General features: G+C 64.7%; 13 protein-coding genes and 1 pseudogene. 8 read left to right on the forward strand and 6 right to left on the reverse strand.

The window, feature by feature from the left end:
- Nucleotides 1–52 precede the first annotated feature (52 nt).
- Nucleotides 53–1,768: an NAD+ synthase gene (locus ACQ4W6_RS04365; protein WP_436565956.1), complete on the forward strand. Its 1,716-nt coding sequence runs from the start codon at nucleotides 53–55 to the stop codon at nucleotides 1,766–1,768.
- The gene (locus ACQ4W6_RS04370) at nucleotides 1,765–2,820 is read left to right on the forward strand and encodes a bifunctional nicotinamide-nucleotide adenylyltransferase/Nudix hydroxylase (protein WP_436565957.1); all 1,056 of its coding nucleotides are present in this window, start codon (nucleotides 1,765–1,767) and stop codon (nucleotides 2,818–2,820) included. Before ACQ4W6_RS04365 ends, ACQ4W6_RS04370 begins: the two co-directional genes overlap by 4 nt.
- Nucleotides 2,821–2,855: 35 nt before the next feature.
- On the opposite strand, the gene ACQ4W6_RS04375 is transcribed toward ACQ4W6_RS04370, so the two are convergent.
- Both ACQ4W6_RS04375 and ACQ4W6_RS04380 read right to left on the reverse strand, forming a co-directional pair.
- Nucleotides 2,856–3,707 carry a hypothetical protein gene (locus ACQ4W6_RS04375; protein ID WP_436565958.1) on the reverse strand — a complete coding sequence of 284 codons (852 nt, stop codon included), beginning with the start codon at nucleotides 3,705–3,707 and terminating at the stop codon, nucleotides 2,856–2,858.
- A 136-nt stretch (nucleotides 3,708–3,843) separates the two neighbouring features.
- Nucleotides 3,844–4,746: a LysR family transcriptional regulator gene (locus ACQ4W6_RS04380; RefSeq protein WP_436565959.1), complete on the reverse strand. Its 903-nt coding sequence runs from the start codon at nucleotides 4,744–4,746 to the stop codon at nucleotides 3,844–3,846.
- A 127-nt stretch (nucleotides 4,747–4,873) separates the two neighbouring features.
- Between ACQ4W6_RS04380 and ACQ4W6_RS04385 the strand changes: the two genes are divergently transcribed.
- Complete coding sequence (locus ACQ4W6_RS04385) at nucleotides 4,874–6,295, forward strand: MFS transporter (protein WP_436565960.1); 1,422 nt, start codon at nucleotides 4,874–4,876, stop codon at nucleotides 6,293–6,295.
- A gap of 2 nt (nucleotides 6,296–6,297) precedes the next feature.
- Nucleotides 6,298–6,708: a DUF4440 domain-containing protein gene (locus ACQ4W6_RS04390; RefSeq protein WP_436565961.1), complete on the forward strand. Its 411-nt coding sequence runs from the start codon at nucleotides 6,298–6,300 to the stop codon at nucleotides 6,706–6,708.
- An 11-nt stretch (nucleotides 6,709–6,719) separates the two neighbouring features.
- On the opposite strand, the gene ACQ4W6_RS04395 is transcribed toward ACQ4W6_RS04390, so the two are convergent.
- Both ACQ4W6_RS04395 and ACQ4W6_RS04400 read right to left on the reverse strand, forming a co-directional pair.
- Nucleotides 6,720–7,016, reverse strand: coding sequence for a hypothetical protein (locus ACQ4W6_RS04395; RefSeq protein ID WP_436565962.1), 297 nt, complete (start codon nucleotides 7,014–7,016; stop codon nucleotides 6,720–6,722).
- Between the two features lie 11 nt (nucleotides 7,017–7,027).
- Complete coding sequence (locus ACQ4W6_RS04400; RefSeq protein WP_436565963.1) at nucleotides 7,028–7,540, reverse strand: DUF2165 family protein; 513 nt, start codon at nucleotides 7,538–7,540, stop codon at nucleotides 7,028–7,030.
- 123 nt (nucleotides 7,541–7,663) lie between these two features.
- Here ACQ4W6_RS04400 and ACQ4W6_RS04405 point away from each other — a divergent pair, with 123 nt between their 5' ends.
- Nucleotides 7,664–8,323 carry a helix-turn-helix transcriptional regulator gene (locus ACQ4W6_RS04405; protein WP_436565964.1) on the forward strand — a complete coding sequence of 220 codons (660 nt, stop codon included), beginning with the start codon at nucleotides 7,664–7,666 and terminating at the stop codon, nucleotides 8,321–8,323.
- Nucleotides 8,324–8,370: 47 nt separating this feature from the next.
- Here the strand turns inward: ACQ4W6_RS04405 and ACQ4W6_RS04410 are convergent.
- Nucleotides 8,371–9,087, reverse strand: a pseudogene (locus ACQ4W6_RS04410) (MFS transporter); the annotation flags it as partial.
- Between the two features lie 160 nt (nucleotides 9,088–9,247).
- On the opposite strand from ACQ4W6_RS04410, the gene ACQ4W6_RS04415 reads away from it, so the two are divergent.
- On the forward strand, nucleotides 9,248–10,123 hold the full coding sequence (locus ACQ4W6_RS04415) for a LysR family transcriptional regulator (protein WP_436565965.1): 876 nt from the start codon (nucleotides 9,248–9,250) through the stop codon (nucleotides 10,121–10,123).
- A 95-nt stretch (nucleotides 10,124–10,218) separates the two neighbouring features.
- Nucleotides 10,219–10,623: a VOC family protein gene (locus tag ACQ4W6_RS04420; protein WP_436566052.1), complete on the forward strand. Its 405-nt coding sequence runs from the start codon at nucleotides 10,219–10,221 to the stop codon at nucleotides 10,621–10,623.
- Between the two features lie 22 nt (nucleotides 10,624–10,645).
- Here the strand turns inward: ACQ4W6_RS04420 and ACQ4W6_RS04425 are convergent, their stop codons facing one another.
- Nucleotides 10,646–13,516, reverse strand: a complete 2,871-nt coding sequence (locus ACQ4W6_RS04425; protein ID WP_436565966.1) for an insulinase family protein — start codon at nucleotides 13,514–13,516, stop codon at nucleotides 10,646–10,648.
- A gap of 288 nt (nucleotides 13,517–13,804) precedes the next feature.
- On the opposite strand from ACQ4W6_RS04425, the gene ACQ4W6_RS04430 reads away from it, so the two are divergent.
- A complete protein-coding gene (locus ACQ4W6_RS04430; RefSeq protein WP_436565967.1) occupies nucleotides 13,805–15,220 on the forward strand; it encodes a HAMP domain-containing sensor histidine kinase in 1,416 nt (471 codons plus the stop codon).
- Nucleotides 15,221–15,233: the final 13 nt, after the last annotated feature.

The raw sequence follows: 15,233 nt of genomic DNA on the forward strand, positions 1-15,233 counted from the left end.
AGGCAGGATAGGGCCCACGGAAGTTTCCAGCGCAAGCAACTGAAGGATCATCATGCTGACCATCGCCATCGCCCAGCTCAATCCAACCGTGGGAGACTTCGACGGCAATGTCGCCGCCATCATCGCGCGCATGGGCCGCGCCAGCGAGGATGGTGCGGATCTGCTGGTGTGTCCCGAGCTGTCGCTATGCGCCTATTACCCGGGCGACCTGTTCGAGGATGCCGCCTTCCTGCAGCGCATGCAGCAGGCATTGGATGCGCTGCTGCACGCTTCCACGCGCTGGCCGGCGCTGGTCACCGTCATCGGCACGGCACGGCCCAATCCCGGCGTCGGCAAGCCGCTGTACAACGCCTTGCTGGCGCTGCGCGACGGGCGCATCGTGGCCGAATACTACAAGCAGCTGTTGCCGACCTACGGCATCTTCGACGAAGGCCGTCATTTTGAACCCGGCCCACCCGGCGCCTGCACGTTGAACAACGCCGGCGGCAAGGTCGGCTTCATGATTTGCGAGGATGGCTGGAACGACGATGGCCGCGCCTACGCCGTCAATCCATTCGAGGCCCTGCACGCTGCGCATCCCGACCTGGTGGTCAGCATCAACGCCAGCCCGTCCGACATCGGCAAGCGCGCGCAGCGCCACGCCGTGTTTGGCGCCGCCTGCACGCGCCTGCACTTGCCCTTGCTGTTCGTCAACCAGGTGGGCGGCCAGGACCAGCTGGTGTTCGACGGCGCCTCGTTCGCCATCTCAGCCACCCTTGGCCTGCAGTTCGAGGCGGCCCGCTTCGTTGAAGATTTTCCATTGCTGCGCTTCGGCGACGGCCGTTTCGCGCAGGGCGATGGCTCGCCATTCCCCGTGCCCGACGCGGATGGCATCGCCGCCGTGGAGTTTGCGCGGCGTCAAATCGTGCTCGGCTTGCGCGACTATGCGCGCCGCTGCGGCTTTGGCAAAGTGGTCGTCGGCTGCTCGGGCGGCATCGATTCGGCGCTAACCCTGGCATTGGGCGTCGAGGCGCTGGGCGCGGACAACGTGGTGGGGATCACCATGCCATCGGTCTTTTCCAGCGCCGGCTCCGTCATCGATTCCGTGGCCCTGTGCGCCAACCTTGATATCGCCCTCTACACGCACCCGATTCGCGACATCGTGGCCCACTATGAAACGGGCTACGCGGCCGCCTTTGACGGCAAGCTGCAGGGGCTGCCGCTGGAAAACCTGCAGGCCAGGGTGCGCGGCACGATCCTGATGGAGTACTCGAATGCGTTCGGCGCCCTGCTGCTCACCACCGGCAACAAGAGCGAAATTTCGGTGGGCTACTGCACCCTGTATGGCGACACGAATGGCGGCCTGGGGCTGATCGGTGACTTGTACAAGACGGAGGTATTCGCCCTGGCGCGCCACCTGAACGCCAGCGCCGGGCGCGAACTGATCCCCGCCGCCGTGCTGGTCAAGCCACCCTCGGCGGAACTGGCGCCGGGCCAGCGCGATACCGACAGTTTGCCGCCATACCCCGTGCTCGATGACATCCTCAAATGGCATATCGAGGGAAAACGCCTGCCGGCGGCCGAAAGCGCGCAAGCTTTGACCCTAGTCGACCAGCTGCGCGAGACAGATGACGGGCGAGCGCTGGTGACGCGCATCCTCGGCATGGTCGCCCGCAACGAATATAAACGGCGCCAGGCGGCGCCCATCATCCGCGTGCGTTCGCGCGCTTTTGGCAGCGGCCGGCAATTGCCGATCGCCGCCCACTACCCCACCGGAGACGACGCATGACACTCGCCTATCCTGCCGACGCGGCCATCCTGATCGGCCGCTTCCAGCCGTTTCATCACGGCCATGCGGGCTTGCTGCAGACGGCGCTGGCCACTGCCGCCCACGTGGTGGTGGTGCTGGGCTCGGCCTTCCATGCGCGCAGCCCGAAGAACCCGTTTACGTGGCAGGAGCGGGCCGCCATGGTCGCCGCCACCCTGCCCGAGGCGCAGCGCGAGCGCGTGCATTACGTCGCCGTGCGCGACTACTACGACGATGGCTTGTGGGCCGATGCCGTGCGGCGCGCCGTGGCGCTCGCCGTGCCCAGGGCGCCGCGCGTGACGTTGGTGGCCTGTTTCAAGGACGCCACCAGCTACTATCTGCACCACTTCCCCCACTGGCAGCTGCTGAACCGGGAAATCGACCCGGGCGCGCCCATCGGCGCCACGGCGATCCGCAACGTGCTGTTCGAGGCCGAGGACGTGGACGTGTCGCTGAGCGCCGTGGCGCAACTGCTGCCGGGCCCCATCAGCCAGTATTTGAAGGCGTGGACCTTGTTGCCGTGGTATGCGCCGCTGGTGCAGGAATACCGCGCCATAGAAGCGTACAAGGCGCGCTGGCGCGCGGCGCCGTATCCGCCCATCTTCAGCACCGTCGATGCGCTGGTGCAGACGGCCGGCCACGTGCTGCTCGTGCGCCGGGGCGGCTATCCGGGCAAGGGCTTGTGGGCGCTGCCTGGCGGCTTCCTGGAACCGCGCGAACGCCTGCTGCAGGGCGCCATCCGCGAACTGGCGGAAGAAACGCAGCTGGGCGTGCTGGCGCCCACCTTGGTCGAGGCACTGGTTGGCGTGGCCGTGTTCGACCATCCGGACCGCAGCCAGCGCGGGCGCACCATCACCCATGCGCATTACTTTGATCTGAAGACGCGCCAGCTGCCGGCCGTGGCGGCGGCCGACGATGCGGCGCTGGCGCAGTGGGTGCCCGTGTCATCGCTGCCGGCCATGGAAGAGGAATTTTTCGAAGACCACTTCCACATATTGAATCACTTCCTGAAGCTGACGTATGAGGGGCGCTGACAGGCTGAGAAGGCTAGTCAGCGCCGCGGCGGGTATCAGGACGTAATGCGCTCCCAGCCATGCTTGACGGCCGCCTTGAAGTCGTCCCACGCCGATTCCGGATACGTATGTTCCCAGGTGCCGCGCAGTTCATCTTCGACCTGCTCCCAGCTTTGCCCCCGGTAACTGTCGCTGCCTGCCATCGAATGGCCATAGCGGTAGGCGGGATCGTAGTCGTCGAAGCGCGTCCCGCTGGCCGCGTACTGGCTGCTCCAGTGGTTGCGGTAATACTGCTCGTCGTCGTAGCTGGTGCGCGGCAGGTTGTCGGCGCCGGGATAGTGGCGTACGGTGGCGCCCGTGCCCGTGCCCGTGCCCGTGCCCGTTGGCGGCGTGGCCGCTGGCATGCTGCCGGCAAACTGCTGCGACCCAGCCGCTGCCTCGCTGAAATTGCCGGCGGGCGTGCCTTGCTGCGACGCCGCGCCCGACTGCATGCTGGCGCCCTGGCGCATCGCGCTGTCGCCCGCTAGCGGGGCGCCTTGCCAGCCACCGGCGCGCCAGTGGTCCGCATGCGCGTCGATATCGATGGGCGTGTAGCGCTCGACGAGGTCGGTGGCGCGCTGGATATCGGCATCGCTGGCCTCTTCCAGGGTCAGCACGATATGCCCGCGCCGCACGGCTTCCGCATACACGTGGTGGTCGGCGTGGCTGCCAAACAGGTCCGAAAAGAAATGCTTCACGCTGTCGAGCAGGCTGTCGTCATCGTGCGTGACTTGCGCGGCGGAAACACCGTCGCTGCCCGCATCGTGCAGGCGGATGTTAGCGCTGGGAAAGCCCGCCACGATCAAGTCTTGCCGCGCCTGCTCGGCCATGTCGCGTTGCGCGAAAACTGCTGCCAATGTGTGTGCCATGATAGTCTCCAATCGATGAACTACGTCCTTTCAGTGTAGGCCGTTCAACGCGAAAAGGGCGTTCGTTTGCCTCTGGAAATCGTTATGTTCATCAATTATTGATGCGTTGCAACTCGCTGCGGCGCCACGTGCAACCTCACTCCGGCGTCCCCACGAAGGCGCGCAGGAAGTCGATGAAGGCGCGCACTTTTTCCGCGATATGCTGGGTGTTCGGATACACGGCGTACACGCCCTGCTCGGGGAAAATGACCTCGGGCAGCAAATGGCGCAGACGTCCCGCGCGCACGTCCCCTTCCACCTGCCACTGCGGCAGCAGGGCCACGCCGCAGCCACCCAAGGCAAAGCCCAGCAGGGCCGAGGCGGAGTCGGAATGGATGGCGGCATCGTCCTGCGCGGCAAAGCCCATTATGCCGTCCGGCGTCTGCACTTCCCAGCGCAAGGGCGCATTCAGGCGGCTGTGCGCCAGCCAGCGCGCGCGCTGCAAGTCGTCCAGCGTGGCGATGCCCTTGCCGGGCAGGCTGGCCAGATACGCGGGCGAGGCGACGGGCCAGATGGCGTAGTGTTCCACCAGCGAAGCGCGGTAGCTCGAATCGCTGAGTGAACCCATGCGGATGGCCACGTCGTAGCGCCCGGAAATCAGGTCTTCATGCGAGGACGACGACGAATGTTGAATCTGCAGCTGCGGGTGGGCGGCGGCGAAGGCGATCAGCGCGGGCACCACGGTGCGGTTGCCATACTCGACGGTGGTGGTCAGGCGCAAGGTGCCGCGCAAGCCCTGGTGGCCCTGGCGCGCCGTCTCGATGGCGCCATGCGCTTCGCTGAGCACGCGCTGGCAATCCTCGTAAAAACGCCGCCCTACGTCGGTGAGGGACAGGCTGCGCGTGCTGCGCGTCAGCAGCGACACGCCCAGCTCCGCTTCCAGCTGTTTCAAATTGAAGCTGACGACAGCCTTGCTCTGGCCCAGTACGGCGGCGGCGGCCGTCAGCGAACCGGCATCGACGATGGCGATGAAAATACCCAGACGGTCGAGACTGATCATGGCAAAGAATGAGGAGGCATGCGTGTTCCACGGGTTTGTCAAAATATGTTTGACAGTGTAATCGGGGCTGGCCCGTTACGCAAATGGCCTGTGGCGCTTAAGCTGGCCGTTTGCCATTCGGAGCACCATGGACTATCGCAAAAAAGTCGCGGCCATCTACCTGCTGGGGTTTTTCGTTGACCTGATCAACATGTTCATCACCAGCGTCGCCTACCCCGACATCGGCCACGCCTTGGGCGCCTCGGTGGCGCAGCTGGCCTGGATCAGCACCGCCTATATCCTCGGCCTGACCATCGTCATCCCCGCCAGCGCCTGGCTTGCTGCCTATTATGGCAGCAAAACGGTGTTTATGGCCTCGTTGCTAACTTTTTTATGCGCCAGCGTGGGCGCCGGCCTGGCGCCGTCGATCGAGGCGCTGATCGCCTGGCGCTGCGTGCAGGGCCTGGGCGGCGGCTTGCTGATCCCGCTGGGGCAAAGCATGACGTATCAGCTGTACCAGCCTGCCGAGCGCCCCGGCCTGTCGTCCGTCATCATGCTGGTGGGCTTGCTGGCGCCGGCCCTCTCCCCCGCCTTGGGCGGCGTGATCGTCGACAGCCTGTCCTGGCGGGCGATTTTTTACCTGAACGTGCCGTTTGCCGCCCTGGCGCTGCTGCTGGCCGCCTGCTGGCTGCGTCCTGATTCGCCGCGCGTCCCCGGCGCCGTGCCGCGCCTCGACGTGGGTGGCCTGCTGGCGGGCAGCGTGGCCATTTTGCTGCTGTTGCTGGGCCTGACCATGCTGGGTACGCCAGGCGAGGCGTGGACCGGTGCTGGCGTGCTGGCGCTGGGCGCCGTTTGCGCCGCCTTGTATGTACGCGGGGCGCTGAAGAAATCGGCGCCCCTGCTCAAGCTGCGCCTGGCCAGCGAACCGCTGCTGCGCATCTCCATGCTCATGTATTTGCTGGTGCCGGGCGTGTTCATGGGCGTGAGCTTGCTGGCCATGCTGTATTTGCAGGGCGTGCTTGGCCTGTCTGCGTCGGCGGCAGGCGCCCTGATGCTGCCGTGGGCATTCGCCTCGTTTGCAGCCATTTCGCTGACGGCTAAAAGTTATCGCCGCGTGGGCCCGCAGCCGCTGTTCATCTTTGGTGCGCTGCTGCAGGCGGCGGGCATGCTGATGCTGCTGCGCGTGGATGGCGCGGGCCAGATTTTCTGGCTGGCCGGCGCGTATGCCGTGATGGGTTTTGGCGGTGGTTTGTGCAGCAGCACGGCGCAAAGCACGGCCTTTTTGCGCACGCCCGACGCGCAGCTGAGCCAGGCCAGCGCCTTGTGGAATATCAACCGCCAACTGGGCTTTTGCCTGGGCGTCGCGCTACTCAGTGTGCTGCTCAATATCCTGCTGGCGGCGCAAGGTATTTCGTCGCTGGACGACCCCGCCCAGCATGCGCGTGTGGCGCAGGTTTTTCACTGGTGTTTTGCACTGGCCGCCAGCGCGTGCGTGCTGCCGCTGGCGCTGTGCATGCGCATCGATAATCGCGCTGTATTGAACCTCTTATCCCATCCTCAGGAAAGCTAGAAATGAATACGACGAATGCTTATTTTGACGACGTGTTGTCGACCCATGTTTTGATCCGCGAATGGCTTAGTGGCGAGGCTTCTGCGCCGGACATTCTCGCCACCTTGCTGGTGCGTTTTTCGCCCGATTTTTCGATGGTGGCGCCCGGCGGCAGGCAGCTCGATTCTGCCGCAGTGACGGCGTTTTTCCGCGCCGCCGGTGCCAGCCGTGCGGGCCTGGAAATGCGCATTTATGCGCTGGTGCTCATCCAGGAAAGCGCCGCCGGCGCGACCGTGTCCTACCGCGAGTGCCAGTCGCTGCCCGGCGGAGAAAACACCGAGCGTTTATCCACCGTCGTCTATGACAAAACACCGGCTGGAATGCTGCTGTGGCGCCATTTGCACGAAACATGGGTGGCGTCAAAGGACGCTTGATTTAACTTAAATCATGCAAGTCCCGCGAATGGCGCGCGGATGGTCTTTTGCGCGATCAGCGCCAGCGTCTGGCGCACGTCGCCCAGGGCCGCGTCGCGCGCGGCCAGCGCGCTGTCCAGCTGCTCCTGCGTGGCGGCCTTTTCGCTGACCATCTGGCGCAAGCGCGCATGGCTGCTTTCCGCGTTTTCGCCCACGCCCGTAAAGTAGCGTTCCTGCGTGGTCAGCACGACGGGCAACAGCGCCACCTTGGTGGCGCGGGGCGCGGGGCCAGATGCCAGCGCGGAGGCGCCGGCGATTTTCGTATGCATGATGAAGTCTTTCATGAGGAGGTAACAGATGCGCAGCGCAGGCTGATCAGGTCCGCGTTGAAGAGAAAGAACAGCGCCAGGGTCCACAGCAGCAGCACCAGATGCGTCGTCTGCAAGCCTTCCTGCGCGATCCAGTAGCCAAACCACAGGCCGCCCAGGTGCATCAGCAGCAAAAAGGCGGCCATGGCGCACAGGGCCAGGTTCAGCCAGGGAAGGGCATCCATCAGGCCGGCGCCGAAGAACAGCGCCACGCCCGTCCAGGCGGCGATGGCGGCGGCCAGCTGCAGCGCCAGCACCACGCTCAGGGCCAGGCGGTGCAGCAGCAGGGAAGTTCGCGCGCGGCGCAGCAGCGGGGTCTGGATGGTCGGGTCCTGGCGCAGCGGGTCCATGCGCATGGTGTTGCCGATGGCCCAGACGGCATCGTGGAAGGCGTGCAGGTTGTTGATGGCGGCCAGGCTTAGCCAGGTGGCCAGGCCGGTGGCCAGGATGGCGTGAAACAGCCAGATGGTGTGCTGCAGCTGCATGGGATTCCAGTCCAAAGAGTGTCTTGCCGGCATGCGGACGTGGAAACTCCTCGACAGCGGGGAGCTACCGGCCTATTATGCAAGCAATTAGTTGGTTAACTAGGCCCATGATAGTTGAGTGAAATGAATTACACAAGTAAACGTTTGGATAATAAAGAGGCGCCGCAAACCACGGAGCGCATCCTGTATTTCATCAAGACCAAGGGACCCGTCTCCACGGCAACCGTGGCCAAGACCCTGGAGATGACGGGCGAGGCGGCGCGCCAGCAGGTGCAAAAGCTGGTGGCGGCAGGCCTGATCGAGGGACGCCAGGAAGGGCAGGCGGGTGCCGGGCGGCCGCGCCAGAACTGGGTCTTGACGCAGGCGGGCAATGCGCGCTTTCCCGACACGCATGCGCAGCTGACGGTCAAGCTGATCGGCTCGGTACGCCAGCTGTTCGGCGAAGCGGGCCTGGATAAACTCATCATGCAGCGCGAAGAGGAAAGCCGCAGCGCCTACGCCCTGGCATGCCCGGCAGCGGACTTGCCCACGCGTTTGCAGCAACTGGCGGCCGTGCGCGATGAAGAGGGCTATATGGCCCGCGTGGAAGCGGACGGCGAGGACTGGCTGCTGATCGAAGACCACTGTCCCATCTGCGCTGCCGCGCGCACCTGCCAGGGCTTTTGCCGCTCCGAATTGCAGCTGTTCCAGGAAGTGGTGGGGCCGACGGCGAGCATCGTGCGCGAGCAGCATTTATTGACGAATGCGCTGCGCTGTATCTACCGCATTTCTCCATTGCCCTAAGGCTTGGGAAACAGCGGCCGGGCAGCGAGCGCCACCAGCCCCGCAGCTCACCACACGACGGGCCAGCTGCTGGCGGCCAACAGGTGCGGGAGGGTGATCGGCGTGAGGAACAATCCCACATACACGGCCGTATTGGCCATGCCCAGCGCGGTGCCCGCGCTGGCGGCGCCCGATTCGGTGGCCAGTTCCGTATAGGCCACGCCATGCCAGGCCGATACGGCGATACCGGCGGCCACGACGGCAGCCATCAAGAGCCAGCCCGGCGCATTGCACGCGGCGGCAATTCCCAGCAGCACGAATGCGGCCAGCGCCACCAGGGCCGAGCCGCGCAGGTAGGCGGGCCGGTTGGCATGGCGGTCCGTGTGGCGTCCGCTCCAGAGGCGCATCACCATGGCACCCGCCTGCAGGGCCACCATCACGGCCGTGATTTCCGCCAGGCCCAGGTGGCCATGGTCGTGCAGGAACACGGTGGCATAGCTGAACACGGCAAATTGCGGCACGCACAAGAGGCCGATGGCGGCCACCATGTGCCAGACGCGGGCGTTTTTGAGCGGGCCAGGCAATGGCGACGCCGCCTTGCCCTTAATCAAGCCTTTGGACGCGTTTTACGGGCTATTGGCGGCCTCGGCAGTGAAAAGGGGTTCATGCATCCATCTCCAGGTAAAAAACGCCGACAGGGCGCATGCGAGGGCCAGGGCGCCGAAGACGGGCATGAAGCCGTAGCGCGATGCCAGACTGGGCAGGATCAGTGCGCCCAAGCCGCCCGTCGAACGGCTGGCGGCCCTGCTCATCGCCTCCTTGCAAGGCGGCGTGGTGTAAATACGCTGCGGCGCACCCGGTGCGGCCAGAATGGGAAGTGATAAGCTTGCACAATTCCAAAAATGGGAAGCATCGCGAGGCCGCCATATGTTGAATCGACTGGAAATGTTGCGTATTTTTTGCTGCGCTGCCGAGCTGGGCAGTTTCAAGGAAGCCGCCATCCGCCTGGCCATTTCCCCGCAGGCCGTCACGCGCGCAGTGCAGGAGCTGGAGCGCTTGCAGGGCGAACTGCTGTTTCACCGCAATACGCGGCAGGTGCAGCTGAGCGCATTTGGTGCAAAATTGGCCATTCTTGCGCAGCAAGCCGTGCAGCAGGTCGACCAGCTCTTCGAGCACGACGACATCGGCAGCGGCGATGAACCGGCTGGCCTGGTGCGCCTGACGGCGCCGGCCTCGCTGGCGCGCACCGTGATCCTGCCGACCTTGACGGACCTGGCCCTGCGCCACCCGAAAATCAATTTCGACTTGCGCCTCAGCGACGAGCTGGTCGACGTGGTCAATGAAAAGATCGATATCGGCGTGCGCATCGGCGTGCTGCGCGACAACCGTTTCGTCGCACGCAAGGTAGCCAAGACGCAACTGTACGTGGTGGGCACGCCCGCGTGCATCGCGCGCCACGGCGCCCCGCGCGCGTTCGAGGACTTGAACCGCCTGCCCACCACCGCCATGCATGACCGCAACACGGGGCGCGCCTGGCCGTGGATGTTTGCCGACGGCCAGCATATCTATCCCACCGGGGCGCGCTTCATGTGCGACGACGCCGAGGCGGAACTGTCGGCCGTGCTGGCCGGCCTGGCGTTTGGCCAGCTGCCCAGTTTCCTGGCAGATAGCCACATCGCCGCCGGCCGCCTGGTGGCTGTCATGCGTGAAGTGGAACCGGCGCCATGGGACATCTACATTTACCGCCCGCAGCGGGGCCCGCTGGCGCAGCGGCTGCGCCTGGTGTTCGATGCCGTGGGCGATGCGCTGGCGAAGGTTTGACTGGCTGCTCGCCGTCCGCTGGGGCGCGCAGGCGCGTAAAAAGCCGGTGTAGAATCGGCGGGCAGCAGTGATCGACCCCACTTCAAGGAGACATGATGGCCCGCAAAATCTTTGTCAATCTGCCCGTCCAGTCGCTGGAACGTTCCGTGGCGTTTTTCACGGCGCTGGGCTTCAGTTTCAATGCCCATTTCACCGATGAAACGGCAACCTGCATGATCGTTGCCGAGGATATTTTCGTGATGTTATTGACGCACGACAAATTCAGGCAATTTACGCCCAAAGAGCTGTGCGATACGAAGGTGGCGACGGAAGTGCTGCTGTGCCTGTCGGCCGAGAGCCGGGGCGAAGTCGATGCGCTGGTGGCGAAGGCCGTCAAGGCGGGCGGCAGCCTGTACAAGGAGCCGATCGATTTCGGCTTCATGTATGGCCACAGTTTCCAGGATCTGGATGGACATCAATGGGAATTGATGTACATGGAACCGAACGCCGTGCCGCAATAGCTAACGGCGTTCGTTGCAACGGTTAGCTGGCCAGCGCCAGCAGATCGACCACGGCCAGCCCTGCCAGGTCTTGCGTCGTGTTGCCCGCAAACGCGGCGCGGCTAGGCTGGCCGTTTTTCAGCCAGGTGCGCGTGACATCCTTGATCTGGCTCAAGGTGCAGGTCAGCACGCCGGTGCGGAATTGCTGGCGCACGGCTTCCGTCGTGCCCCGTTGCAGCATGTTCCACGCCGTCAGCGCTTCCGCGTACGGCGAGTGCGGCTTGTCGAGGCCCTTGATGACGCAGATGATGGCTTCTTCCACCTGCTCTTGCGAGAAATCGCCATCGAGGATCTGTTCGAGCGTCGTGCCGAAGTCGGCAAACGTGCCGGCCAGGCGCGGATCGCGGTAGGAACTGAGCGTAAACGTGCCGGCACCGGCCGCATAGCTGGCGCTGCCGCCGTAGGCGCCGCCTTTTTCGCGCAGGGCCGTATGCAGCACCTGGTTGGTCATCAGTTCGGCGGCGACGGCCAGGGCCGCAGCGTCCGGATTGTGGACGCCGGGCACGGCCCAGGAAACGAAGCAATGGTTGATCTGGCTCGTCGCATGCAGGGCCGTATTGGCCAGCGGCAATGCTGCTGGCGCTGCGGTCTCGGCCAGTGCTGCCACTCCCTTGCTGGCCGCTGGCAATTCCAGCAAGCGGGCCAGCACTTCGCCATCCTGCTCCAGGCCGGCGCACAGCACGGTCGGCAGCTGGACGATGATGTGCGCGTGCAGGGTGTCGAGCTCGCGGGCGATTTCCTGCAAGCCTGCCGACGTCTTGCTCAGTTGCTGCAGGCGGCGGTAGAACGGCAGCGCGGCCGGGCCACCGACGATATCGTCGAAGCGGCGCATGGCCGACAGCGGCGCCGTCGAGGCCAGCATGGCGTAGCGGTTGCCCGATTCGGCCAGGCTGGTCAATTTATCCTGCACCAGGCTTTCGATCAGGAAAGCCAGGCGCTCTTCTTCATCGAAGCGGGGCTTGGCGATCCAGGCCGACAGCACGGCGGCAATCGCCACGTGTTCTTCACGCAAGCCGCTGGCCGAGAACGACAGTTCCACGCGCATCGCCTGCTCAGGCCGGGGAATGGCTTCCAGGCCGATGTGGAAGGACGGCACCATGCTCTGGCGCCAGGCGCTGGCGTCGTCAAACGACATGTCGCCCACGCCCAGTTCCGGCGCCAGATCCGTGTACAGGCGTAGCCACGGCCACGACGCTTCCGGCAGGCTCGATACGTCGTACAGCACGTTGGCATAGCTGATGCCGTTCGAGGCAATACTGAACGCCACGGCGCCATCGACGGCCGGGGGAATCGGCAAGGCCGGGCGCGGCAGCGCGCTGACGTCGCCGGGGCGGATGCGCGGCAAGACTTCCGAATTCGACGGCAATTGCTGATGCGCTTCCAGCGCGGCGGACTCGGCCACGATGTGCTCGCGCTCGGCATCCGTCAGGCGTGCCTGCAGGGCCGCCAGCCTGGCGTCTTCCTGGGCGGCGCGGTCCGTGAAGTAGGCGGCATCGGGCACCACCTGCGTGGTCAAGCGGGTCGGATTGGCGATCAGTTCACGCACCAGTTGCTTGAAGAATTGCGGGTCCTCGATCTGCTGTTCCAGCGTTTCCAGGATGGCCGCATTGTCGAACGCATCCATCACGTCGCCGCCATACATGGCCAGCGGCAAGGCGTGCAGCAAGCGGCCCAGGCCGTAAGGTGTGCGCCCGCTGCTGATTTCGCGCTGGCTGTACTTGATATCGCGCAATGCCGCGTGCAGCACGGCGGCCGGAATGCCCTCTTCCGCCGTTTCTTCCAAAGCTGTCCAGATGCGCTGATGGGCGTCGGCGATCTGTTCCTGCGTCAAGCCTTCCATGCCGATGTGGAACACCATCTGGCGGATGCCCGCGTCGCGGCCATTCATGTCCGATGGACGGCCATAGCCGGCCGATTCCATGGCGCGCATGACGGGTGCCGACGATTCGCCCAGCAAGCCGTGCGACAGCAAATGCGCGTGGTAGTAGGCGATCGGGTCGCTCGATTCGCCCATCAGCCAGGCGAATTGCAAGCCGAACTCATCGTCGCGTGCTTCCTGTGAAGGAATTTTGACAACATTTTCCTGTGGCGCGCTCCACGCGGGCGCCAACTGCGGCAAACGGCGTTCGGAAAAACCGCTGAGTTTTGACAGCACGCGCAGGGCCACCTGTTCCTGCACGGCCGACGCTTCGATATTGCCGGCAGTCATGATCACGGCTTGCGACGGGTGGTAGTGGCTGGCGTGGAATTCTTTCAGCATTTCATGCGTCAGTTCCGGGATCACCAGTGGGTCGCCGCCCGATTCCACTTCGTAGGTCGTGCCCTTGAGCAAGGTGCTGGCGATGCCGCTGTCGAGCGCACGCATGGGGCTGTTGAAGGCGCCCTTCATTTCATTGAAGACGATGCCCTGGTACACCAGCTTGTCGCCTTCGAATGCGTGGCGCCAGCCTTCCTGGCGGAAATTGAGGTAATCGAGGTTCGGGAAGAAGGCCGCGTCCAGGTAGACGTCGAGCAGGTTGAAGAAATCCTTGCGGTCGGTGCTGGCGAACGGGTACACGGTGCGGTCCGGGTAGGTCATCGCATTCATGAAGGTAGCCGTCGAGCGGCGCAGCATCGAGAAGAAGGGGTCGCGCACCGGGTAGCGGGCCGAACCGCACAGGGCCAGGTGTTCCAGGATATGCGCGCGGCCATCGCTCACTTCAGGCACAGTGGGAAAGGCCACCAGGAACACCATTTCAGCCTGTTCGGTATGCATGTGGATGTGGCGCATGCCCGTTGCCGGGTCGACATATTGCTCGATGGTCGCCTGCAAGACTGGAATGAAGTTGCTGCTGACTTTTTCAAATGTGCTCATGCGGTATGGGATCTCTTCGGTAGATGATTCGGAATTGCGCTGGACGTGCATCGCATCTGGGGGCAAAGCGGCGTAATGCCAGGGCTAGGCGCCAAGGCGGGGGACCACTTTGATGCCGGTGTAACGTCTTTGCCTATTGTACTAGGAGTAGTCATGCGCCGCCGCTGGAGGCGGCTTGGTAAAGATGGCAATGTTATTATATGTGTCACTTTCGGTGGGCGGCGTCCCGCAATGGGCGCTTAGCGTACCATGCGCCTTTTCCCCCTGCTGACTGCAGCGAAGGCCCGTATGGTGTCCAGACTTTCCTTTCGCCAACTGTTATTTGCCGCCTTCATCCTGACGGCAGGCATTTTGACGGCCACCTCCGTGCAAGCCCTGCTGACCCTGGAACACCTGGCGCGGCTGGGGCGCGAGACGGCGGCGCAGGCGATTACCCTGACGGAACAGTCGCAGCGCCTGTCCGAGCGCACCCTGGCCATGGAGCGCAGCGCGCGCCAGTTCCTCGTGCTGGACGACCCGGTCTTCCGTGAACGCTACGCGGCCGCCCGCGCGGAAGCGGCGGCGGCGCTGCAGTTACTCAATCGCGCCACGCCTGAGTTCGCACCGCAACTGGCCGACGAGTGGCTGGTGCAGGCGCAAGCGGCGTGGGAAGTGTTGCAGGCGGGCAAGCGCCGCAAGCGCGATGGCCACGCCGTCGTGTACCGCGCGTTTGCGCGCATGACGCAGATCAATGACACCCTGGCGCGCGAGAGCAAGACGGAAATCGGCAGCCGCAACGACGCCTTGCTGGTCGAACTGGAACGCCAGCGCGGCGTGCTGGGCGCGCTGGTCATCGGCGCCGTGCTGCTGGCGGCCGTGCTGGCCACTTGCTTCGGCTTCTTGCTGTCGCGACCGCTGCGCCGCATCGAGACGGCCATCGAGCGGCTCGGCGAGAAACGCTATGACCAGCGCATCGTCGTCGGCGGCCCCGCCGACACGCGCCGCCTGGGACAGCAGCTGGACTGGCTGCGCCAGCGCCTGGCGGACCTGGATGCGGACAAGGAACGTTTCCTGCGGCATATCTCGCACGAGCTGAAAACCCCGCTGGCGGCGCTGCGTGAAGGCGTGGCCCTGCTGGAAGACGAGGTGGCCGGCAAGCTCAGCGATGGCCAGCGCGAAATCGCTGGCATCCTGCAGCAAAACACGGCCTCGCTGCAAACGCAGATCGAAGACTTGCTGCGCTACAATACCGCCGCTTTTGACGCCCAGCACCTGGCGCGCAGCAAGGTGGACTTGCTGGTCTTGCTGCAAGATGTGGTGGCCGGCCAGCGCTTGCAGTGGCAGGCGCGCCGCCTGAGCGTCGAGGTGCAGGGCGAGTCCCTGACCGTGCAGGCGGACCGCGACAAGCTGGCCACGGCGCTGGCGAATATCCTGTCGAACGCCGTGCGCTTCAGTCCGGAAGGCGGCAGCGTGCGCTTTACGCTGTCGTGCGACGGTGGCCGCGCGCATATCGACTGCATCGACGCAGGCGCGGGCGTGGCGCCCGAGGATGCCGAGCGCATCTTCGAGCCGTTTTACCAGGGCGTGCGCCAGGCAGCCGGCGCGCGCAACGGCAATGGCATCGGCCTGTCCATCGTGCGCGAATATATCGCCGCCCACGAAGGCAGCGTCACTCTTTTACCGCGCCCGGCCGGCGCACATTTTCGGATAGAACTGCCCTTATGATGACGAGAATTTC

This window comes from Janthinobacterium woesei (assembly GCF_051380875.1).
GTDB lineage: Bacteria > Pseudomonadota > Gammaproteobacteria > Burkholderiales > Burkholderiaceae_D > Janthinobacterium.

What these genes read in the sequence shown, in the direction of transcription:
- ACQ4W6_RS04365 (WP_436565956.1), top strand. Translation starts at nt 53, where the DNA reads ATGCTGACCATCGCCATCGCCCAGCTCAATCCAACCGTGGGAGACTTC.
- ACQ4W6_RS04385 (WP_436565960.1), top strand. Translation starts at nt 4,874, where the DNA reads ATGGACTATCGCAAAAAAGTCGCGGCCATCTACCTGCTGGGGTTTTTC.
- ACQ4W6_RS04405 (WP_436565964.1), top strand. Translation starts at nt 7,664, where the DNA reads ATGAATTACACAAGTAAACGTTTGGATAATAAAGAGGCGCCGCAAACC.
- ACQ4W6_RS04400 (WP_436565963.1), bottom strand. Translation starts at nt 7,540, where the DNA reads ATGCAGCTGCAGCACACCATCTGGCTGTTTCACGCCATCCTGGCCACC.
- ACQ4W6_RS04370 (WP_436565957.1), top strand. Translation starts at nt 1,765, where the DNA reads ATGACACTCGCCTATCCTGCCGACGCGGCCATCCTGATCGGCCGCTTC.
- ACQ4W6_RS04425 (WP_436565966.1), bottom strand. Translation starts at nt 13,516, where the DNA reads ATGAGCACATTTGAAAAAGTCAGCAGCAACTTCATTCCAGTCTTGCAG.
- ACQ4W6_RS04380 (WP_436565959.1), bottom strand. Translation starts at nt 4,746, where the DNA reads ATGATCAGTCTCGACCGTCTGGGTATTTTCATCGCCATCGTCGATGCC.
- ACQ4W6_RS04390 (WP_436565961.1), top strand. Translation starts at nt 6,298, where the DNA reads ATGAATACGACGAATGCTTATTTTGACGACGTGTTGTCGACCCATGTT.
- ACQ4W6_RS04420 (WP_436566052.1), top strand. Translation starts at nt 10,219, where the DNA reads ATGGCCCGCAAAATCTTTGTCAATCTGCCCGTCCAGTCGCTGGAACGT.
- ACQ4W6_RS04375 (WP_436565958.1), bottom strand. Translation starts at nt 3,707, where the DNA reads ATGGCACACACATTGGCAGCAGTTTTCGCGCAACGCGACATGGCCGAG.
- ACQ4W6_RS04395 (WP_436565962.1), bottom strand. Translation starts at nt 7,016, where the DNA reads ATGCATACGAAAATCGCCGGCGCCTCCGCGCTGGCATCTGGCCCCGCG.
- ACQ4W6_RS04430 (WP_436565967.1), top strand. Translation starts at nt 13,805, where the DNA reads ATGGTGTCCAGACTTTCCTTTCGCCAACTGTTATTTGCCGCCTTCATC.
- ACQ4W6_RS04415 (WP_436565965.1), top strand. Translation starts at nt 9,248, where the DNA reads ATGTTGCGTATTTTTTGCTGCGCTGCCGAGCTGGGCAGTTTCAAGGAA.